Origin of the sequence: Phenylobacterium sp. (assembly GCF_016124325.1) — a bacterium.
Lineage (GTDB): Bacteria > Pseudomonadota > Alphaproteobacteria > Caulobacterales > Caulobacteraceae > Phenylobacterium.
In genome coordinates, this window is record NZ_WGNY01000019.1 from 288,427 (window position 1) to 307,753 (window position 19,327).

15 protein-coding genes are annotated in these 19,327 nt (G+C 70.6%); 9 read left to right on the forward strand and 6 right to left on the reverse strand.

Annotation, left to right across the window (positions count from 1 at the left end; genetic code table 11):
• Nucleotides 1-2 precede the first annotated feature (2 nt).
• Nucleotides 3-839, reverse strand: coding sequence for a phytanoyl-CoA dioxygenase family protein (locus tag GC203_RS12170; RefSeq protein ID WP_293454664.1), 837 nt, complete (start codon nucleotides 837-839; stop codon nucleotides 3-5).
• Between the two features lie 113 nt (nucleotides 840-952).
• Here GC203_RS12170 and GC203_RS12175 point away from each other — a divergent pair, with 113 nt between their 5' ends.
• Nucleotides 953-1,636 carry a TetR/AcrR family transcriptional regulator gene (locus tag GC203_RS12175; RefSeq protein WP_293454666.1) on the forward strand — a complete coding sequence of 228 codons (684 nt, stop codon included), beginning with the start codon at nucleotides 953-955 and terminating at the stop codon, nucleotides 1,634-1,636.
• A gap of 34 nt (nucleotides 1,637-1,670) precedes the next feature.
• Here the strand turns inward: GC203_RS12175 and GC203_RS12180 are convergent, their stop codons facing one another.
• Entirely contained in the window at nucleotides 1,671-3,974 is a 2,304-nt protein-coding gene (locus GC203_RS12180) for a TonB-dependent receptor (RefSeq protein WP_293454669.1), read from the reverse strand.
• 248 nt (nucleotides 3,975-4,222) lie between these two features.
• On the opposite strand from GC203_RS12180, the gene GC203_RS12185 reads away from it, so the two are divergent.
• On the forward strand, nucleotides 4,223-6,202 hold the full coding sequence (locus GC203_RS12185) for a PQQ-binding-like beta-propeller repeat protein (protein ID WP_293454671.1): 1,980 nt from the start codon (nucleotides 4,223-4,225) through the stop codon (nucleotides 6,200-6,202).
• A gap of 197 nt (nucleotides 6,203-6,399) precedes the next feature.
• Here the strand turns inward: GC203_RS12185 and GC203_RS12190 are convergent, their stop codons facing one another.
• On the reverse strand, nucleotides 6,400-7,329 hold the full coding sequence (locus tag GC203_RS12190; RefSeq protein WP_293454674.1) for a LysR family transcriptional regulator: 930 nt from the start codon (nucleotides 7,327-7,329) through the stop codon (nucleotides 6,400-6,402).
• 93 nt (nucleotides 7,330-7,422) lie between these two features.
• On the opposite strand from GC203_RS12190, the gene GC203_RS12195 reads away from it, so the two are divergent.
• From GC203_RS12195 to nagA, 7 genes are read left to right on the forward strand one after another with little or no spacing between them, the layout of a single operon-like run.
• Nucleotides 7,423-8,706 (forward strand): citrate:proton symporter, encoded by a 1,284-nt coding sequence (locus GC203_RS12195; RefSeq protein WP_293454676.1) that lies wholly within the window; start codon nucleotides 7,423-7,425, stop codon nucleotides 8,704-8,706.
• Entirely contained in the window at nucleotides 8,703-10,046 is a 1,344-nt protein-coding gene (locus GC203_RS12200) for an acyclic terpene utilization AtuA family protein (RefSeq protein ID WP_293454678.1), read from the forward strand. Before GC203_RS12195 ends, GC203_RS12200 begins: the two co-directional genes overlap by 4 nt.
• The gene (locus tag GC203_RS12205) at nucleotides 10,043-10,378 is read left to right on the forward strand and encodes a hypothetical protein (protein WP_293454680.1); all 336 of its coding nucleotides are present in this window, start codon (nucleotides 10,043-10,045) and stop codon (nucleotides 10,376-10,378) included. Before GC203_RS12200 ends, GC203_RS12205 begins: the two co-directional genes overlap by 4 nt.
• Nucleotides 10,378-11,961 carry a tannase/feruloyl esterase family alpha/beta hydrolase gene (locus GC203_RS12210; RefSeq protein ID WP_293454682.1) on the forward strand — a complete coding sequence of 528 codons (1,584 nt, stop codon included), beginning with the start codon at nucleotides 10,378-10,380 and terminating at the stop codon, nucleotides 11,959-11,961. The genes GC203_RS12205 and GC203_RS12210 overlap by 1 nt, the downstream gene beginning before the upstream one ends.
• Nucleotides 11,958-13,646, forward strand: coding sequence for a carboxylesterase family protein (locus GC203_RS12215; protein WP_293454685.1), 1,689 nt, complete (start codon nucleotides 11,958-11,960; stop codon nucleotides 13,644-13,646). Before GC203_RS12210 ends, GC203_RS12215 begins: the two co-directional genes overlap by 4 nt.
• Nucleotides 13,643-14,689 carry an SIS domain-containing protein gene (locus GC203_RS12220; protein ID WP_366501753.1) on the forward strand — a complete coding sequence of 349 codons (1,047 nt, stop codon included), beginning with the start codon at nucleotides 13,643-13,645 and terminating at the stop codon, nucleotides 14,687-14,689. The genes GC203_RS12215 and GC203_RS12220 overlap by 4 nt, the downstream gene beginning before the upstream one ends.
• Nucleotides 14,686-15,795 carry an N-acetylglucosamine-6-phosphate deacetylase gene (nagA, locus tag GC203_RS12225; RefSeq protein ID WP_293454687.1) on the forward strand — a complete coding sequence of 370 codons (1,110 nt, stop codon included), beginning with the start codon at nucleotides 14,686-14,688 and terminating at the stop codon, nucleotides 15,793-15,795. Before GC203_RS12220 ends, nagA begins: the two co-directional genes overlap by 4 nt.
• A 15-nt stretch (nucleotides 15,796-15,810) precedes the next feature.
• Here the strand turns inward: nagA and GC203_RS12230 are convergent, their stop codons facing one another.
• From GC203_RS12230 to GC203_RS12240, 3 genes are read right to left on the reverse strand one after another with little or no spacing between them, the layout of a single operon-like run.
• Nucleotides 15,811-17,262 (reverse strand): MFS transporter, encoded by a 1,452-nt coding sequence (locus tag GC203_RS12230; protein ID WP_293454689.1) that lies wholly within the window; start codon nucleotides 17,260-17,262, stop codon nucleotides 15,811-15,813.
• Nucleotides 17,252-18,130: a BadF/BadG/BcrA/BcrD ATPase family protein gene (locus GC203_RS12235; protein WP_293454691.1), complete on the reverse strand. Its 879-nt coding sequence runs from the start codon at nucleotides 18,128-18,130 to the stop codon at nucleotides 17,252-17,254. Before GC203_RS12235 ends, GC203_RS12230 begins: the two co-directional genes overlap by 11 nt.
• A complete protein-coding gene (locus GC203_RS12240; protein WP_293454693.1) occupies nucleotides 18,127-19,308 on the reverse strand; it encodes a Gfo/Idh/MocA family oxidoreductase in 1,182 nt (393 codons plus the stop codon). Before GC203_RS12240 ends, GC203_RS12235 begins: the two co-directional genes overlap by 4 nt.
• Nucleotides 19,309-19,327: the final 19 nt, after the last annotated feature.

Here is a 19,327-nt window from a genome sequence, read left to right on the forward strand (position 1 = left end):
CATCACGCGACCTGCCGGAACACGGGGGCGCGGAAGGGGTCTCCGGGGTTGAGGGCCGCCATCTCCTCCTGGAAGAGGATGCCATTGCGCGCGAAGTCCGCCATCTGGCTGTCCTCGGGCAGCGGGTAGAAGGTGGCGTCGTCGCCGAAGAACCGCAGGACCAGGGTGTGACGATCCGGGAATGAAGGGTCGACCGGTGCGCCGCCGTGCAGGCTGTTGGGGTGCAGGATCACCACGTCGCCCGGCTCCGTCGCCCAGGAGAGGATGTCCCAGGATGCGGGATCGCGCGCACGTTCGGCCTCGATGTCCGGAAGGCGGGGCAGGGCGGCGACGTTGTGCAGCGGCTGGGTGGGGTCGCCGGGGTCGACGAAGGTCGGACCGTCATAGCGGGCCCCGCGGTGCGAACCGCGGACGATCTCCAGGGCGTTCGCCTTGGGCACGGCCTCGAAGCTGATCCAGGCGTTGCCCCAGTGCGCGCCGTCCCAGGGCAGGTAGGAGGTGTCCTGGTGCCATTGAGTGCGGGCGCCCACTCCGCCGGTCTTCAGGAAGATCTCCTCGGCGAAGTACCAGGCGTGCTCGGAGCCCCAAAGGTCGGCGAAGGTGCGCCCCAGCGGCAGGGACGACACCAGGTCGTCGAGGCGGGCTTTGGCGAGCGGGTTGCAGTTGTCGACGTGCGACCGCTGCTCGGTCCCGTCGTACATAGCTGAGGCGTTCGGGCCAGGGTTCTCGATCGCCCAGTCGAAGGCGGCGCGGCACCGGGCCAACGCGTCCTTGTCCAGCAGGCCCCTGATGAGGACGGCGCCGTCCTCGCGATAGGCCGTCCGCAGTGCTTCATCCATGGGGTGTCTCCTCCCTGGGGTTTGTCCGACCCCGGGACCCTAGCGCCCAACTCCATTTATCGCAACAGTGTTATGAGAATTGAAGCGTGGATCGAACCCTCTATCTTCAGGGAATGGCCGACGATCTCTCCGCGACCGCCCGGCGCGCCTCGAGCCCCCGCAAAGCCCGACCCGATGCGCGCGGGCGGGGACGGCCTGTTGGCGATCGCGAAGCGAAACGGGCCGAGCTCCTGGCCGCGGCCCTCGCCGTCATCGCCGAGGAGGGCTATGCCGGCGCGTCGCTTCGCAGGGTGGCGCAGCGCGCCGGCTGCACGACGGGCGCGGTCACCTACTACTTCGCCAGCAAGGAAGAGATGATGGCGGCGCTGATCGAGAGCCGCTTCGACGTCTTCGACACCATCCTGGAGGTCCAGGAGAAGATCGATATCCGGGCGGGCTTCCGCCTTTGGCTCGACCTGATGAGCGACGAGCAGTCCAGCACGCGCACAGGCGACCTGCAACTCCTGGCGAGCGCCCGGCACGAGCCGGCGCTCGCGGCGGTCTATCAACGGCGCTACGGCCGCTATCGCGACGGCCTGACGTCGATCCTGGCGCGCCGGCAGGCCGAAGGCCGCGTGCGGACGGACATCGCCGCAGACGTGCTGTCGGACCAGCTCTGCGCCATGGGCGACGGCTGGATGATGCTGCTGCCGATCGAGCCGGAGCGCTTCAGTCCGGAGCGCGTGCAGGTGCTGTTGGATGCGACGATGGCGCTGATCGCGCCGGCCGCCGGCGCAACGGGCAGGGCCGGCGCCTAACGACGCCGGCCCTCCGAGCGTCGACCTGCGGGTCTCAGAACGCCACGTTGATGGTGGCCCCGAATGTCCGTGGCGCACCGGGATGTTCGTAGTTCTCGGCGGTCGTGTCGACGGAGACGCGGTAGGCGTAATAGTCCTGATCGAGCAGGTTCTTGGCCCAGACGGACGCGCCCCAGCGATGGTCGGCCGCGTCGAACCGCAGGCTCCCGTTGACCAGACCATAGGCCTTCTGGGACTGCGCCTGGGTCTTGAAGACATCGAAGTACTGCTTCGAGGTGACCTTGCCGTCGGCGTGCAGGGAGACGGTTCCGGCGGTCAGGTCGGCGAGCGTCCAGTCCACGCCGACCGACAGGCTGACGTGCGGCGAGGTGGGCAGCGGATTGCCGCGCAGGTCGATCCCGTTGAGGGACCCGTTACGGATCTCCGAGTCCAGCAGGCCGAGCCCCAGCCGCAAACCGAGCGCCTGCCACGGCCTGGCGTTGAGCTCGACTTCGCCACCGTAGATTCGAGCTTTCGGAACGTTGACCAGCTTCTGCAGGCCGTTGTCGAGGTTGAGGAACTGAGTGTTCCTGTAGTCGTAGTAGAAGGCGGCGAGGTTGAGCGTCAGGCGCCGGTCGAGGAGCTCCAGCTTGGCGCCGCCCTCGAGGTCGGTGAGCGTCTCGGGCTTGACCACCGTGGCTTCTGACGGATCGAAGAAGGCTTGGGCGTTGAAGGCGTTCCCGCGGTAGCCGCGGCTCAGGCTCACGTAGAACAGCTGGCCGGCGTCGGTCTTGTAGTCGAGGCCGATCTTTCCGGAGAGGTTGTTCTTCCGGAAGCGGTCGACGCCGCTCGCGGCCAGGTCGGCCGGGACGATCACGTCGCCAAGAACCGCCCCGCCGACGTCCAGGATCCGTGATCGATACCCGGCGAGCTTGCCCGTGTCGTGGGTGTAGCGGAGTCCGCCGCGCAGGGTCAGCTGATCGGTCAGCGCGAACTTCAGGTCGGTATAGAGGGCGGCGCTCGTCTTGGTCTGGGTGAAGCTGTTGGCGAACCGACAGGCGACGAAGAAATTGGCCAGACAGTCCTGGGCGTCGACCACCCCGTTCCCGTCGACATCGACGTCGGTGAAGAACGACAGCGTGGTGGCGTTGTAGATCCGCTCCCGCCCCAGGTAGGTCCCGACGATGAAGTTGAAGGGGCCGGCGAAGTCCGAGGTCAGGCGAAGGTCCTGCGCGATCTGGCGGGCTCGGGCCGCATAGTCGACCTCCAGCGCCGGGTTCGGGCTGCCGTCGCTGTCCTCCGGAATGAACGACTTGCCCCAATCCCAGGAACTCACCGATGTCAGCGTCAGATCGTTGGGCAGCCCGACCTCGCCGTGGAGGGACACCGCCCAGTTCCGAAGCTTGCGGTGAAGTGTCCTGTTGTTCTCCACCTCGTCCTTGCCGAGGCCCGTTGGGAAATAGCCCGGCCGACCGAACAGATTGTAGATCGCGCCGCCGATCCCGAGGCCGTCTTCCGGCTCGGCCTTCACCCCGTAGTTGATCGGATCCTGGTAGCTGGCGGAGACGCGCAGGACGAACTCCGACCGGTCGGTCGGGCGCGCCAGCACGCTTAGGCGACCCGCGTAGGCGTCGCTTGCGTAGAGCTTGCGGGACACGCCGGGCGTCAGATTGGTCATCCATCCATCGGCCTTCTCGCCGGTGAAGGCGAACCGTGTGGCCATGCGGTCGGAGAGGGCCAGGTTGACGGCGCCGGAGGCCTCGCGGCGTTTGAAATTGCCGTAGCCGACCGTCAGCTCTCCGCCGGTCTCGAAGGCCGGCTTGCGGGAGATGATGTTGACCGCGCCGCCGGTGGTGTTCTTGCCGTAGAGCGTCCCCTGCGGGCCGCGTAGCACCTCGACGCGCTCGAGGTCGAACATGCTCACGCCCAGGAGGGCGGAGGCGCCCCTGTAGACCTCGTCGAAATAGGTCGCCACCGGCCCGTTCTGGTTGGCGCTGAAGTCGGCCATCGAGACGCCGCGCAGCGAGAAGATCGGCAGGCCGTCCCCGCCTGGGGACTGCACCTGGAGCGACGGCGCGAACGAAACGATGTCGTCCACCTTGTTTAGCCGCTGGGCGGCCAGTTGCTTGCCGGCCAGCGCTGAGACGGCGACGGGGACGTCCTGCAGCTTCTCCGCCCGCTTCTGGGCGGTGACGACCACCTCGTCGACGCTCGCCGCCGTCGCGTCCTGGGCGCTCGCCTGGCCCGCGGCCAGCACGGCCGCGAGCGCGGTCGAGCCCACGGCGGCCCACCGTCCGGCGCGCAGAAGCCCTTCGACGCCGCCGCCCGACCGGCGCGCCGTATCCCCCTCGAATTGCATGGATCGATCTCCGCTTGCGTCGCCCCACAACTGGGCGCTAATTATCGTAACGTCGTCATGAAAAATACGATTTGACAAGTGCGGAGGCGAGGATGGGGTCGCGAAACCATGGACGGTCGAAAGTCGGGCGCCTGGGTCGGACGGGATGGTCGCGCCGCGCCGCCCGCACGCCGGCGTTCGCCGTGGCGTTGATCGGGACCCTCCTCGCGGGCGGCTTGGCTGGCTGTTCGCGATCCCAAGCGGATCCGATGAACACCGACTGGGCGCTGCTCGGCAACAGCTCGCAGATGCAGCACCATGCCGAGCTCAGGCAGATCGACGCCAAGACTATCGGCAAGCTCGGCCTGGCCTGGGCGGCGGACATGCCGACAACCTACGGGCTGGTCGGCAACCCGCTGATCGAAGGCGGCGTGGTGTTCCAGGGCGGTCCCGGCGGGCGCATCTTCGCCAATGACCTGAAGACCGGAAGGCTGCTTTGGCGGTTCGAGGCGACCTATCCGGACGACGCCGCGGACCATCAGGGCTTCGGTGTCTTCTGGGCGCGTCAGTTCAACCGCGGCGTGGCGCTCTACAAGGGCAAGGTGATCATCGCCACAGGCGACTGCCGGCTGGTGGCGGTGGACCAGAAGACCGGCAAGCAGGTGTGGGAGGCGCAGAGCTGCGATCCCAGCCTGGACTATGGGATCGCCGGCGCGCCGCGGGTCGGCGGCGGCATGGTGTTCATTGGAAACTCGAACCAGGAACTCGGCACGCAACGCGGCTTCGTCGATGCGTTCGACGCCGAGACGGGGAAGCGCCGGTGGCGCTTCTATACAGTGCCAGGCGATCCCGCGACGGAGACCGACCCCTTCTACAGGAAGATCGCCAAGACCTGGGGGACCGGATGGTATGGCAAGACACATGGGCCGGGCGCGCCGTGGGATGCGATCACCTACGACGAGAAGCTTGGGCAGGTGATCATCGGGACCGGCGCCCTGGGACCGGCGGAGCCGACGGCGCGGGCCCCCGATGCCGGCGACGAGTTGTTCACCAATTCGGTGGTCGCGGTGGATGCGCGCACCGGAAAATACCGCTGGCACGCCAAGCAGGTGCCCCATGACGGCTGGAACTATGAGGCCGCCGTCGGCCTGATGATCGCCGACGTGCCGGTCGACGGAAAGCCGCGGCACGTCGTGGTGTCGGTGCCCAAACAGGGCTTCGCCTACGTCTATGACGCCGCCACGGGCAAGTTCCTGTCAGGCACGCAGTACGTGGACATCGCCTGGGCCAAGGGCCTCGATGGAGATGGCCGGCCGATCTACAAGCCCGAAGCCCAATACTGGAACCGGCCGGGGCAGGACACGCTTATGCTGCCGGGCGGCATGGGGGCCCATGGCTGGGAAGCGCTGGCGTTCAATCCGAAGACGGACGTCCTCTTCGTCCCCACGATGATCCTGCCGGTGCAGATCACCGCCGAGGGAGCCTATGACTGGCTCTACGGCGACCGACCCGACGCCAAGGTCAAGCCGAGCGGCGAGGTGGTGGCGATCGACCTGGCCAGCCACAAGGTGAAGTGGCGGGCAAGGACGGGTCGCCTGCCCGTCAACGGCGGACTCCTCCACACCGCGGGCGGCCTTGTCTTCCAGGGCCTGGCCGACGGGCGGCTGCTCGCATTCGATGAGACGACCGGCAAGGTGGTCTGGAGCCATCAGACAGGCGGCGCGATCCGCGCGGCGCCGTCCACCGTGATGCTGGATGGCGAGCAGTACCTTGTCGTGGCCACCGGCAACGGGGCCGCTTCGGCCTCCGCCTCGCTGGTCAGCCGCTACAGCTCGACGCCCCAGAGCCGCACGCCGCCGCGCCTGCTGGCTTTCAAGCTGGGCGGCACGGCGGCCTATCCGTCGCTGGCGACGCCCGAGCCGATACCCACGCCGCCAGCTCCACGTCAGAATTCGAATTTGGCGAAGACAGGCGAGATGCTGTTCGCGGCCTATCAGTGCGAGTATTGCCATGGGACCGACGGCGGGGCCTCGGTGGGCGGCGGCGTGGCCAACCTCAACCGCACCCAGGTCGATCTTCCAGTCTTCAAGGGCATCGTCCAGGGCGGGGATCGCAAGGCCAACGGCATGCCGCAGTTCAAGACCATGTCGGACGCCGAGGCGGCGGCGCTCTACGCCTACATCATCAACGCCGCCTGGGACGCCCACGACGGCAAGGCAGGGCGGTCTGTCAGCTTCGGGGCGCACTGAGGGTCCGCTCTTCGCACCGGTCCCAATGTCCGCTCCAGGCGCAAGGCCGACTCCGGGCCCGGGTGCGCCGGTAAGACCTTCGCGAGGGGTGATGCTCGGGTCACTGGCGCCGAACCCGATCGCTGTCAGAGCATTCACGGCTCGGCATGTGAGGGCGCCAGCCAGACTCGGAGTCGAGACCGAAGACCAGGCTCCAGTCACCTCTGCAGCACCTCGTTGAGCGTGGCGGCGTCGGACCAATTGGCGTCGCAAAGGCGCGCGACCAGGGCTTCCGCCGATGGCGACAGGCTGCGCGACCGCAATGTCACAATGCCGATCGTCCGGCTGACCGTCGGGTTGATCAGAGGCCGCGTGACGACGTCGGTCGATCCCATCATGGGCAGAGTGCTCGCGGGGAGGGCGCTGACCCCCAACCCCGCGCTGATCAGGCCGCCGACCGTGGAGATATATGCGCATTCGTAAAGCGGCCGACGGGTGACGTCCGCGCGCGCAAAGGCCGTTTCGGTGGCCCGGCGAACGCTCGAGGCCGCCGCCATGTCGATGAACCGCTGTCCCTTGAGTTCGCCCCAGGGAAGCGGCCCGGGCCGGTCGAGCGGGTCTCCCCGGCGCAGGACCAGCACGAACTCTTCGGAGAGGAGCGGCTGGAACGCCAGGCGACGGTCGGCTTCGGGCTCGATGTCGATCGCGAAATCGATCCGTCTTTGCTGCAAGAGCTCGCTGAGGGAATCGGAGAGGGTGTCCTCGACCTTCACCTCGACATTGGGCCGCTCATCGCGAAAGCGCGCCAGCACGCCGGGCAGCAGGCCCGCGGCGATCGACGGCAGGACCCCGACCGTCACGTGTCCGCGCTCGCCCGCGATCGACTGGGCGAGATCGGTGAAGGCCGCGTCGTAGTCGCTGATCAACCGCTCGGCGATGGGTTGCAGCATGAGGCCGGCGTCGGTGAGGGCGACATTGCGGGTGTCGCGGTCGAAGAGCCGGACACGGAGCTGGTCCTCCAGCATGCGGATGCTGCGGCTGAGCGCGGGCTGCGACACGTTCTCGGTCCGTGAAGCTTCGCTGAAGCTTCGCGTCTCCGCGACCCGCAGGAACAGCCTCAGGGTGTGGAGACTGACATTGTTGCGCATATCGCATAAGTCCATTCGATCTTTGTCTTTGCGACCCCATTAGCGCGCCGACATAGTGTCCGCCAAGCCCGAGGCCACACGGGCGGAGGGGACATGCTCGCATTGATCGGACTGGGCGCAGTCCTCGCCCTGGTGACCTTGATCGCCTTCAACCTGTGCTCCCCGATCGTCGCTTTGATCGTCGTCCCGGTGGCGGCCTCGCTCGTGGCGGGTCAAGGATTTGCGACCAGCGGCTTCATGCTGGCGGGGATCGCCCAGATCGCGCCGGTGGTGGCGATGTTCGTGTTTGCGATCCTGTTCTTCGGCGTGATGACCGACGCGGGCCTGCTGGATCCGGCCATCCGCCTGGTCATGCGGTCGGTCGGAAGCCATCCGGTCCGGATCGTGGTCGGCACCGCCCTGCTGTCGCTCCTGGTGCACCTCGACGGATCCGGGGCGGTCTGCTTCCTCGTGGTCATCCCGGCCATGCTGCCGCTCTACGACGCCCTGGGTATCGACCGGCGCATCCTGGCCTGCGCCGCCTCGCTGGCGGCGGGGGTCAATTTCCTTCCGTGGACGGGACCCACCTTGCGGGCCGGCGCGGCCTTGCGCCTGTCGCCGACCGAGATCTTCCTGCCGATGATGCCGGTGCAGCTGGCCGGCCTTGTCTTCGTCTTCGCCGCTTGCGCCTGGATGGGGCGGGACGCCCAGCGCAAGCTGCCGGCCGGCTCGGTCGCGGCGCCGGCCTACGTGTTGGACGATGCGGCGGCGGCCCTGCGCCGGCCGGGCCGGTTCTGGCCGAACCTCGGCCTCACCTTCGTCGTCCTCGGCGCCGTGATCGCGGGCGCGCCGCCGGCCGTTGTGTTCATGCTGGGGACCGCACTCGCGCTGGTGATCAACTATCCCGGCCCGAAGGCCCAGCGCGACCGGCTGGACGCTCACGCGCGGGCCGCGCTGACCATGGCGGGTGTGCTGCTTGCGGCCGGCGTGTTCTCCGGCGTCATGAGCGGCAGCGGCATGCTGAAGGCCATGGCGGAAGGGGCGGCCGCAGGCTTTCCCGCCGGCGTCGCGCGGCACCTTCCCGTCGGACTCGCCGTGCTCTCCATGCCGCTCAGTCTCTTCTTCGATCCGGACTCCTTCTATTTCGGCGTCCTGCCGGTGTTGGCCGACGTGAACGGCCGGTTCGGCGGGGAGCCGATCCACGTGGCGCAAGCCGCGCTGCTGGGCCAGATGACCACTGGCTTTCCGGTCAGCCCGCTGACGCCGGCGACCTTCCTGGTGTCGGGCCTCTCGCGCGTGGAGCTGGGCGTCCACCAGCGCTTCGCGGCGCCCTACCTGTTCGGCGCCACCCTGGTCATGACCGCCGTGGCGGTCATTCTCGGCGTGCTGCCGCTATGAGGGCGATCCGCATCGGCGCGGGCGCGGGCTTCTCCGGCGACCGGATCGAGCCGGCCGTCGAGCTGGCGGAAAAAGGCAGCCTCGACTACCTCGTGTTCGAGTGCCTGGCGGAGCGCACCATCGCGCTCGCGCAGCTGGCGCGGCGGCAGGATCCGTCCGCCGGCTACGACACCCTGCTCGAGGCGCGGATGCGCGCGGTGCTGCCGGCGTGCCGGGATCGCGGGGTGCGCATCGTCAGCAACATGGGCGCCGCCAACCCGCGCGCGGCCGCGCGCCGCGTCGCGCAGATCGCCCGCGAACTCGGCCAGCAGGGGTTGAAGGTCGCGGCCGTGACCGGCGACGACGTGCTCGAGCTGGCGCTTGCGGAAAACCCGCCCCTCCTGGCGGGGACCGGCCGGCTTTGCGACCTTGGGACGGACCGCATCCTGTCGGCGAACGCCTATCTCGGCGCGGACGGCGTCGTCGAGGCGCTCGCGAACGGCGCGGACGTGGTGATCGCCGGGCGCGTCGCCGATCCGGCCCTGTTCCTCGGGCCCCTCGTCCACGAGTTCGGCTGGGCCCGCGACGATTGGGCGATGCTCGCGGCGGGCGTGCTCGTAGGTCACCTGCTGGAATGCGCCGGGCAATTGAGCGGCGGCTATTTCGCCGACCCTGGCGTCAAGCCGGTGGCCGACCTCGCACGCCTCGGATTCCCCTTTGCGCAGGTCTCGGCGGACGGCTCGGCGGTGGTGGGCAAGGCGGCGGGGTCGGGCGGCCGGATCGACCTGCGTACGGTCAAGGAGCAACTGCTCTACGAGCTTGCCGATCCCTCGTCCTATCTCACGCCCGATGTGACGGCCGACTTCTCGGCCGTCCGGATGGAACAGGTGGGGCCGGACGCCGTCGCGCTGAGCGGAGCCCGCGGCCGCGCCGCGCCGGACCGCCTGAAGGTGTCGGTGGGCTACCTGGACGGCTTCGCGGGCGAGGGGCAGATCGCCTATGCCGGCGCGCAGGCCGTGGAGCGGGGGCGGCTCGCGCTCGAAATCGTAGAGCAGCGCCTGGCGCTGACGGGGGTGGCGGTGGACGAGCTGCGCCGCGAGCTGATCGGGGTCGACGCCATCCTTGTGGGCGCGCCGGGCCACGCCCTTTCGACTCCCGGCGAGGTGCGGGCGCGGATCGCCGCGCGTTGCGCCACCCTGCAGGCGGCCCAGGCCATCGGCGCCGAGGTCGAAGCGCTCTACACCAACGGGCCGGCCGGCGGGGGCGGCGTGACGCGCTCCGCCAGTCCCATCGTCGCCATCGCCTCCGCCCTGCTGCCGCGGGCTCGGATCCGGCCCCAGGTCGAGCTGGAGGTCGCATGAAGATGCGCCTGCACGAGGTCGCGCACGCGCGCGCCGGAGACAAGGGCGACGTCTCGATGATCTCCGTCATCGCCTACCGGGCGGAGGACTATGGGCCCTTGGCCGTGGCCCTGACGGCCGAGGTCGTGGCCAGGGTCTTCGAAGCCCTCGGGTTGCAGCGCGTAGAGCGCTTCGAGCTGCCGGCGCTCGGGGCGCTGAACTTCGTCCTGTACGGCGCGCTGGGCGGCGGCGTCACCCGCTCGCTGGCCCTCGACGCACATGGCAAGACGCTGAGCTCTTCGCTGTTGGCGTTCGAGGTCGACTGGCCGACGGCCAAGACGGAGGGGGCGTGATGCTGGTCCGCTGGCTCGCCTGCGCCGTCCTGATGCTGGCGGCGCTTCACGCCGCGCCGGCCCTGGCGGGCGACTGTCAGGCCCTGACCGGCCGCGCGATCGAGGGCGCGCGTGTCGTCAGCGCCGAGGTCGCGCCGGCCGGACCGATGACCACGCCGGTCCCGCTGGCGGCGCCCGCGACCCTGGACCTACCGGCGTTCTGCCGGGTGAAGGCGATCGCCGCCGGGTCGATCGGCTTCGAGGTGTGGCTGCCGCTGGACGGCTGGAACAACCGCCTGCTTTCCGTGGGCAGCGGCGGGTTTGGCGGCGACCTGCCGCTGAACGCCCTGGCCGTCGGCCTGCAGAAGGGCTTCGCCGTCACCGGCAACGATACGGGCCACCAGGGCGCGGACCCGTCCTGGATGCGGGATCCGGTCAAGGTCAGGCTTTGGGGACACAGCGCGACCCACCTCGTCACGGCGCCCTCCAAGGCCCTGGTCGCGGCCTACTATGGCGCGCCGGCGCGTTGGGCGTACTTCGAAGGCTGCTCCACCGGCGGGGCGCAGGCGATGACCGAGGCGCAGGCCTATCCCGACGACTACGACGGCCTCGTCGCGGGCGCGCCCGGGATGTCCTACGCCCACCTGATGCTGAGCTTTCTCTGGGGGCTCAAGGCTACCGAACCCCCAGGCGCGCCGATCCCGCCCGACAAACTCCAGGTGCTGCATGCTGCGGTGCTGGCGGCCTGTGACCACGACGATGGACTGCGGGACGGCCTGATCTCGGACCCCGAGACGTGCCGCTTCGACGTGGCGTCGATCATCTGCGGTCCCGAGGATGCGGCGAGGAACGCCTGTCTCACGCCGGCCGAGGCGCGGACCGCGCGGCTGATCTACTCGGGCCCCAGGAACCGCCGTACGGGCGCTTCGATCTATCCCGGCTTCGCGTACGGTTCCGAGGCCGACGCGGCCGCCGGCGCGTCGCTGGCCGCCTACGGTTGGGGCGCGATCCAGGGGCCGCTGGCGCAGTACTTCGCGATCCCGTTGCTGCGGACGATGGTCTATGGCGATCCGGATTGGGACTGGCGCACGTTCGACTGGGATCGCGACGTGGCCGAGGTCGATCGCCGGGTGGGCGGCGACATCACGGCCCTCAGCCCCGATCTCGAGCGCTTCCGGGCCCGCGGCGGCAAGCTGCTGATCCACCAGGGCTGGGGCGACCAGTTCAACGGCCAGGACCTGCCGATCGAATATCGGCGCCGGGTGATCGACGCCTTCGCGGAAACGGGCGGACGCGGACATGCGGAGGCTGCGGTGGACGGCTTCATGCGGGTGTTCATGGCGCCGGGGATGGGGCATTGCGCCGGAGGGCCGGGGTTTGCGGACTTCGACGCCCTTTCGGCCGTGCAGGCGTGGGTTGAGACCGGCCGCGCGCCGGACCGGCTCCTGGCGTCGCGGCCGTCGGCGAGCGGGACGACGCCCGAGGTGCGGCCGATCTGCGCCTATCCCGGGCTGGCCCGCTACGTGGGCGCTGGCTCGCCCGCCGACCCGTCGAGTTTCAGATGCGTCCGCGGGACGGGCGCGTCCCGAGGAGGACGGCCATGAAGCCAGTGCTTGCCGCAGTGTCGTGGATCTGGGCCGCGGCGACCGCGCTGGGGGCAGGCGCGGCGCCGGCGCCCAGGGTGACGATCGATCAGGGCGCCCTGCGCGGCGCCGTGACGGCCGATGGCGTGGAGGCATTCAAGGGCGTGCCCTATGCGCGTCCGCCCGTCGGGCCCGATCGATGGCGTCCGCCCAAGCCGGCCGCGGCGTGGCGGGGCGTGCGCGACGCCACGGCGTTCGGCCCCGGCTGCGTGCAGCCCAGCCTCCCGGCCGACAGCCTCTATGCGGACCCGCCGCCCCGGATGAGCGAGGACTGTCTGTCCCTGAACGTGTGGCGGCCCAAGGACGCGCGGAAGGCGCCGGTGATGGTCTGGATCCACGGCGGGTCGCAGACCTTCGGCTACACGGGAAGCCCGCTCTACGACGGCGCCACACTCGCCGCGCGAGGCGTGGTTGTGGTGACCGTCAACTATCGGCTGGGCGTGCTCGGCTACCTCGCGCATCCCGAGTTGAGCGCCGAGTCGCCGCGGGGGGTTTCGGGCAACTACGGACTGCTCGACCAGATTGAGGCGCTGCGATGGGTTCGGCGGAACATAGCGGCGTTTGGCGGCGACCCGACGAACGTGACCATCTTCGGCGAGTCGGCGGGCGCCATGAGTGTCGTGCAGATGCTGGCCAGTCCCCTGGCCCGCGGCCTGTTCCAGCGCGCGATCGCCGAGAGCGGCGGCATGCCGACCCTGCCTGAGCTGAAGGCGGCCGCGCATGGCCTTCCGTCAGCCGAAGGCATGGGACTGGCGGTGGCTGCGGCGGCGAAGGCGGACGGCTTGGCGGCCCTGCGCGCGATGGACCCCGAGACGCTCACCAAGGCTGCGTATGCGGCCCACTACCAAGTCTGGTCGACGGTGGACGGCTGGGTGCTGAAGCGCCAGACGGTCGACACCTTCGATCGCGGGGAGCAGGCCCGCGTGCCCACCCTGGCCGGCTTCAACGGCGACGAGATTCGCGCCTTGTTCAAGGTCCCGGTCCCGCCGGACGCCAGGACCTACGAGGCGGCTATCCGCGGGCGATACGGCGATCTCGCCGAGGCCTTCCTGCGACTGTACCCTGCGAGCGATCTGGACTCGAGCACCCAGGACGCGATGCGCGACGGGACCTTCGGATGGGGCATGGTGCGGCTGGCCGCCAAGCAGGCCGCCGCGGGCGTTCCCGCCTATCTCTATGTCTTCCGGCACACCTATCCGGCCGCGGCGCCCTACGGAGCGTTTCACGGCATCGAGGTTCCGTACGTCTTCGGCCGCGTCGGCAAGCAGGTTCCAGCCGCATGGCCCGCCGCGCCCGACACGCCTGCCGAGCGCGACCTTCAGGGGGCCATGCTCGACTACTGGACCCAGTTCGCCCGCGACGGCGCGCCCGGAGCCAGCAGAGGCGTCGCCTGGCCGCGCTTTGGCCCCGGGCGCGAAGCGCTGGAATTCGACGCCGGACCGGTCTCCATCGCCGACGCCCTGCGGGGGGCGTACCCGCTCCACGAAGAAGCCATGTGCCGCCGGCGTGCGGCGGGCGACCAATCCTGGATCGTGAACACCGGCGCGGGGTCCTTACCCCTGCCGCCGCCGATCGAGGCCTGCGCGCAACGGTCGGGGGCGAACGGCGCCGAGGCGACATCCGCCGCGCGCGATCCGGCGCCGTGAGCGGCGCCGGCGCAGCACCGGCCGACCGGTCCGCAGAGGCCACCCGCATGTACGTGGAGGCCGGCGAAGCCGCGGATGCGGTCGCGCGTGCGCTCGAGCGCAACGCGCCGACGCTCGCGCGCATCGCCGGGCGCCTGCGTTCGCATTCGCCCCTGTCGGTGACGACCTGCGCCCGGGGATCGTCGGACGCCGCCGCCACCTACGCCAAATACCTGGTGGAGACCTTGATCGGCGCGCCAACCTCTTCGGCCGCGCCGTCGGTGGCGTCGGTCTATTCGGCGCCGGTCCGGCCGGCCCACCGGCTCTGCCTGGCGATCTCGCAATCGGGCCGCAGCCCCGATCTGCTGCGGAGCGTGCAGGCGCACAAGGACGCCGGCGGCTATGTGGTGGCCCTGGTCAACGACACGGCCTCGCCACTCGCGGACCTGGCGGACGAGCTGCTGGCGATGGAGGCGGCGCCCGAGCGCTCGGTCGCCGCCACAAAGTCCTTCATCGCGTCCTTGGCGCTGCTCGCCGCGCTCCTTGCGGCCTGGTCGGATCGTCCGGATCTCCAGCGCGGCCTGCAGGCGCTGCCTGACGCGCTGCGGCAGGCCTTCGCCCGCGACTGGCCCGAGGTGCGCGAGATGCTGCGGCCCGCCGCCAGCGCGTTCGTCCTGGGGCGCGGCTACGGCTTGGCGGCCGCGCAGGAAGCGGCGCTGAAGTTGAAGGAGGCCTGCGGCCTGCACGCGGAGGCGTTCTCGAGCGCCGAGGTGCGGCACGGCCCGATGGCGCTCGTCGGGCCGGACTTTCCCGTCCTCGCCTTCGCCTCGTCGGACCCGGCCGGCGACGACGTCCGCGCGGTGGCCGACGAGTTCCGCGGACGGGGCGCGCGGGTGGCGGTCTCCGACGTCGGCGGCCTTTTGCCGGCGTCGCCCGTACGCCCGATGCTGGAGCCGATCGTCCAGATCCAGGGCTTCTACCGGCTGGTCAACGCGCTCTCCATCGCCCGGGGGTTCGATCCGGATGCGCCGCCTCATCTGAGGAAGGTTACGACGACCACATGACGAGCCTCCGCTTCGTGGGCGGCGTGGTGGTGGGCGGCGGCGAGGGCCTGCTCATCGTCGACGGTCGCGTCGCCGCGCCGTCCGGCCGGGACGCGCCGACGTTCGACCTCGAAGGCGGCTTCCTGCTGCCGGGTTTCATCGACACGCAGGTGAACGGCGGCGGCGGCGTCCTCTTCAACGACGATCCCACGGTCGAGGCGATCGTGGCGATCGGCGCGGCGCATCGCCGGTTCGGCACGACGGCGTTCCTCCCCACTCTGATCTCCGACGACCTGGATCGCGTGGATATGGCGATGCGGGCCGTCGAGGCGGCCATCGAGGCGGGCGCGCCGGGCGTCGTCGGAATCCATCTGGAAGGCCCCTTCCTCAATGCGCCCCGCCGGGGGGCTCACGACGCGTCCAAGTTCCGGCGCCTCGACGCCGCCGCCATCGCGCTGCTGTCCAGCCTGAGGGTCGGCAAGACCCTGGTGACCTTGGCGCCGGAGACGTGCGAGGCCGCGGACATCGCCGCGTTGGTCCGGGCCGGCGTCGTCGTCGCGGCCGGCCATACCGATGCGACCTATCGCCAAGCCGTCGAAGCCTTCGCCGGTGGCGTCACCGGCGTCACCCACCTGTTCAACGCGATGTCGCCCTTTTCGCATCGCGCGCCCGGCGTGGCGGGCGCGGCCCTGGAGAACCGGTCGGTCTATTGCGGCCTGATCGCAGACGGCCGCCACGTCGATCCGGCGGCCTTGCGGGTCGCGGTCAATGCGCGGCCGCGGGACCGCTTCATGCTGGTGACGGACGCCATGCCCGGCGTCGGCTCGGCCAGCAAGAGCTTCACGCTGCAGGGCAGGCAGATCCGGGTTCTCGACGGCGTCTGCGTGGACGACGACGGCGTCCTCGCCGGATCGAACCTCGACATGGCCACGGCGCTGCGGAACATGGTGGCGATGGCTGGCGTCACCCTGGAGGAGGCGTCGGTCATGGCCTCGGCGGCGCCAGCCGCATTCCTCGGACTGGCTGATCGCGGCGTGCTGGCCCCCGGCGCGCGCGCCGACCTCGTCTGGCTCGACGCCGCGCGCCATGTGCGGGGCGTGTGGATCGGAGGCCGACGGGTCGTCTGAGGGCGGGTCGCCGCGCTATTCGGTCCGTGGCCGAGGCCCGAGCACGTCTGGCCGCGCCGTCGCGCCAGGAAGCCCCTTGGCCTCGCGGCCGTCGTGCCTGACGAAGAGCAGGCCGACGAAGCCCAGGACCAGAAGTCCGGCGACGGGCACGAAGCCGGCCTGCTGGCTGTTGAACAGTCCCGTGAAGATGCGCACCAGCGCCGAGCCCAGCCAGGTCGTCACGGTGCCGGAAAGCGCATAGAGGCCGAAGAACGCGGCGGACTGTCCGGGCGGGGCGAGCCGCATCATGAACGTGCGGCTGGAGGAGATCTGCGCCGTGATGAAGACGGCGTTCCAGCATCCGATCCCCAGGAAGACGGCCTCCGGCAGGGTGCGGTAGATCGGACCGTCCCACAGCGGCGGGTGGGCGGCGGGATCGTAGGACATGAACAGGATACGGTCGGCGCCCGCGCCCAGCAGGACGACCAGACCGCAGGCGGCGGCGAGGATCGAGACCTGCACGGCGCGGCGCGACCCGAGCCGGGCGTCGAGGATCGCGCCGACCTGCCCGCCGAGGACGGCGAAGACCGAAAGCAGCACCCCGTAGGCCAGGAGCTCCAGCAGCCCCCAGCGCATCACGCCCGCGGCGAAGACCCCCATGAAGACCAGGAGCGCGCTCATGCCGTCGGTGTAGAGCATGCGCGAGCCCAGGAAGACGGCGGCCGAGGTATGGCCCTTGAGGCTTCTCACGGTCGCCTTGAGCCCGGTCCAGCCCTGCCACAGGGCGGCGAGGGCGCGGGTCCCGCCCGGCGCCGCGTCGGGGGTGAACAGGAAGAGCGGGACCGCCAGGATCGCGAAGCATGCCGCGACCAGTGGCCCGACGATGCGGTCTGTCTCGTGGGCGGCGGGATCGAGGCCGAAGAGCGGCTGGCTGGGAACGAAGGGCGTCGCGACCTTGCCGGGCAGGGCGAACGCCCAAAGCACGAACACCAGCATGAAGACGGAGAAGAAGTTGCCGAGCGACAGCGCCAGCCCCGAGGCGTAGGGCGCCTGGCGCGGGCTCGCCGCGCGGCCCAGCATCGAGTTGTGCAGGACCTCCGAGTAGGCGAACAGCAGGCCCTGCAGACCCAGCATGGCCGAGGCGAGGGCGAGGCCGGGGCCGTGCAGGCCGGGCCGGATGAACCACAGGCCGGCCAGCAGCGGCAGCATCAGCGCCGTCACCAGCAGCAGCAGCGGCTTGCGGCGGCCGATCCGATCGATCGATGCGCCGAGGAGCGGCGCCGTCAGCGCCACGGCGACCCCGCAGGCCGTGGCGATGTCCGCCACCAGCGCCTGCCCCCTGACGGGGTCGCCCACCACCGTCGTCGCGAAGTAGGGGAAGAAGACGTAGATGACGATGAGGTTCACGTACGGGTCGCGGGCGCCTTGGTAGAGCGACCAGGAGACCGCGCCGAGGTCCAGCCGGGCCCGGCCCCGATCATCCGTCATGCTGCGTTTCCATCAGGCCCTGGGCCAGCCGGAGCGCGCCGTCGAGCGCCGCGCCCTGGGGCTCGACGAACTCGAGGGCCTCGGTCTTCAGCCGTGGCCGCAAGGCCTCCGCCAGGCCGCCCGCAAGGACGACCTGGCGCGCGCCGGCGTCGGCCAGGCGCGCCAGGATGCGGTCAAGGTGGCAGGCCGCCTCCTCGAGGATGTCGGCGGCCTGCCGATCTCCCGCTTCGGCGGCGGCGACGACGAGGGGCGCCAGGGCGGCGAAATCCGCGGGCCGCGCGGCGTTGGCCCACGCCTGGGTGATTGGCGGCGACCCGACGGCCGCAAGGACCTGCGCCGTCATGTGCGAGCCCGGACGGCGGCGGTCGAACGCCCACAGGGCGCGCCGCACCGCTTCGAGCCCGATCCAGGCGCCGCTGCCCTCGTCGGAGACCGCCGCGCCATAGCCCCCAACGGAGGTCTGCTGGCCGCGGAGGACCAGCAGACCGACCGAGCCCGTGCCGACGATCAGGATGGCGCCGTCGCCGCCGCCAAAGGCGCCCACCTGCGCGACATAGGCGTCGGTTTCGACCCGGCAGGCCTGGAAGCGGGCCAGCGGCCAGTCCGCGGGCGCCTGCGGCCGCGCCGGATCAAGGCCGGCCAGCCCCATCACCGCGGCGATCCGGTCGGGGGAGGCGCCCGTCAGTCCTGCACTGTCAAGCGCCCCGGCGATCGCGCGCTCGATCGAGGACCAGGCGCCCGTCGGATCGCTCAGGAGGTTGGCGGGACCGCCGTGGCCTTCGGCCAGGACCCGCCCGGCGGCGTCCGCCAGGCGCGCCCGGCATCGCGTGCCGCCCGCGTCCACGCCCAGCAGCAGGAGCTGGCTCATGCCATGGCGGGGTGCGGTCGGCGCGCCGCGTCGTATTCGGCCCACATGGGCCGGCAGTCGACCATTGCACCGCGGGCCATCGCCTGATCGACGGCCATGACGGTCAGGCCTGCTTCGAGGCCTTCCCAGGGCGTGACCCGGAAGGCGTCGGCGCCGCGGAGCGCCGCGAGCAGGTCGCGCGCCATCGCGTGGTCCGCTCCGTTGTGCGACTCCGCGGAGAGGCCGCCGAAGTCGATCTCCTCGGCCTCGCCCCGGCTGAGGGCGGGCCGAAACAGGATGCGGTTCTTGGACAGGTCGGCCGTGAGCTGGCCCTGCGTGCCGATGATGTTCCAGCGACGCTCCGTCATCGCCGCATGGCTGTTGGAGTGGAACGACAGTCGCACGCCATTGGCGTATTCGATCAGCGCAAGCTGGTGGTCTGCCAAGTCCATGTCGGGCTGGAACGGGTCGCTGGCGCCCTGCCAGCCGGCACCCACCGCCTGGTAGGCCGGCGCGCCATCGTCGTAGGTGGGGGTGGCCTTCGGCGCGCTGGTCGAGAAAATGGCCTGGCCGCCGAAGCTCGCGACCTTCGCGGCGCGCGCGCCGATCAGCCGGTTGAACATATCGAAGTCGTGGCAGGTCTTGTCGAGGAGATAGGAGCCGCCCCACATGGCGCGCCGGCGCCAGTTGCGCGCGATGTAGGCGCCGTGCTCCGGGGAAAGGTGTTCGGTCGCGTCGATCGAGACGAGCTTGCCCAGGGCCCCGGAGTCCACGCGCTCGACCACGGCGCGCACGATCGGCGCCGAGCGCAGCACCAGGCCGACGAACAGCGGCGCGGCGCCCTGCGGGCGCGCGGCCAGCAGCCGCGCCAGCTCGAGGCTCTCGGCCTGCGTCCGCACGACGGGCTTCTCGCAGAGGATCGGATAGCCGGCGGGCAGCGTCGCCTTCAGATGCTCGAGATGCAGGTGATTGGGCGAGCCGACGATCACGAGGTCATAGGGGCCGCTGGCCAGCAGGTCTTCCACGAAGGCGTGCGGCCGCCCAAGGGCCACGCCCGCCGCCTCCAGCGTCGGGGCGCCGGCCGGCGCGTCGTCGACGAAGCCCGTGACCTCGAAGTCCCAGCCGATCTCCCGCATGGCCACGAGGATCCGGGCGCTGCGCTGGCCAAGGCCGATCACGCCGATCCGATGGCGGGTCATGAGTTTCGATCCTTCTCGA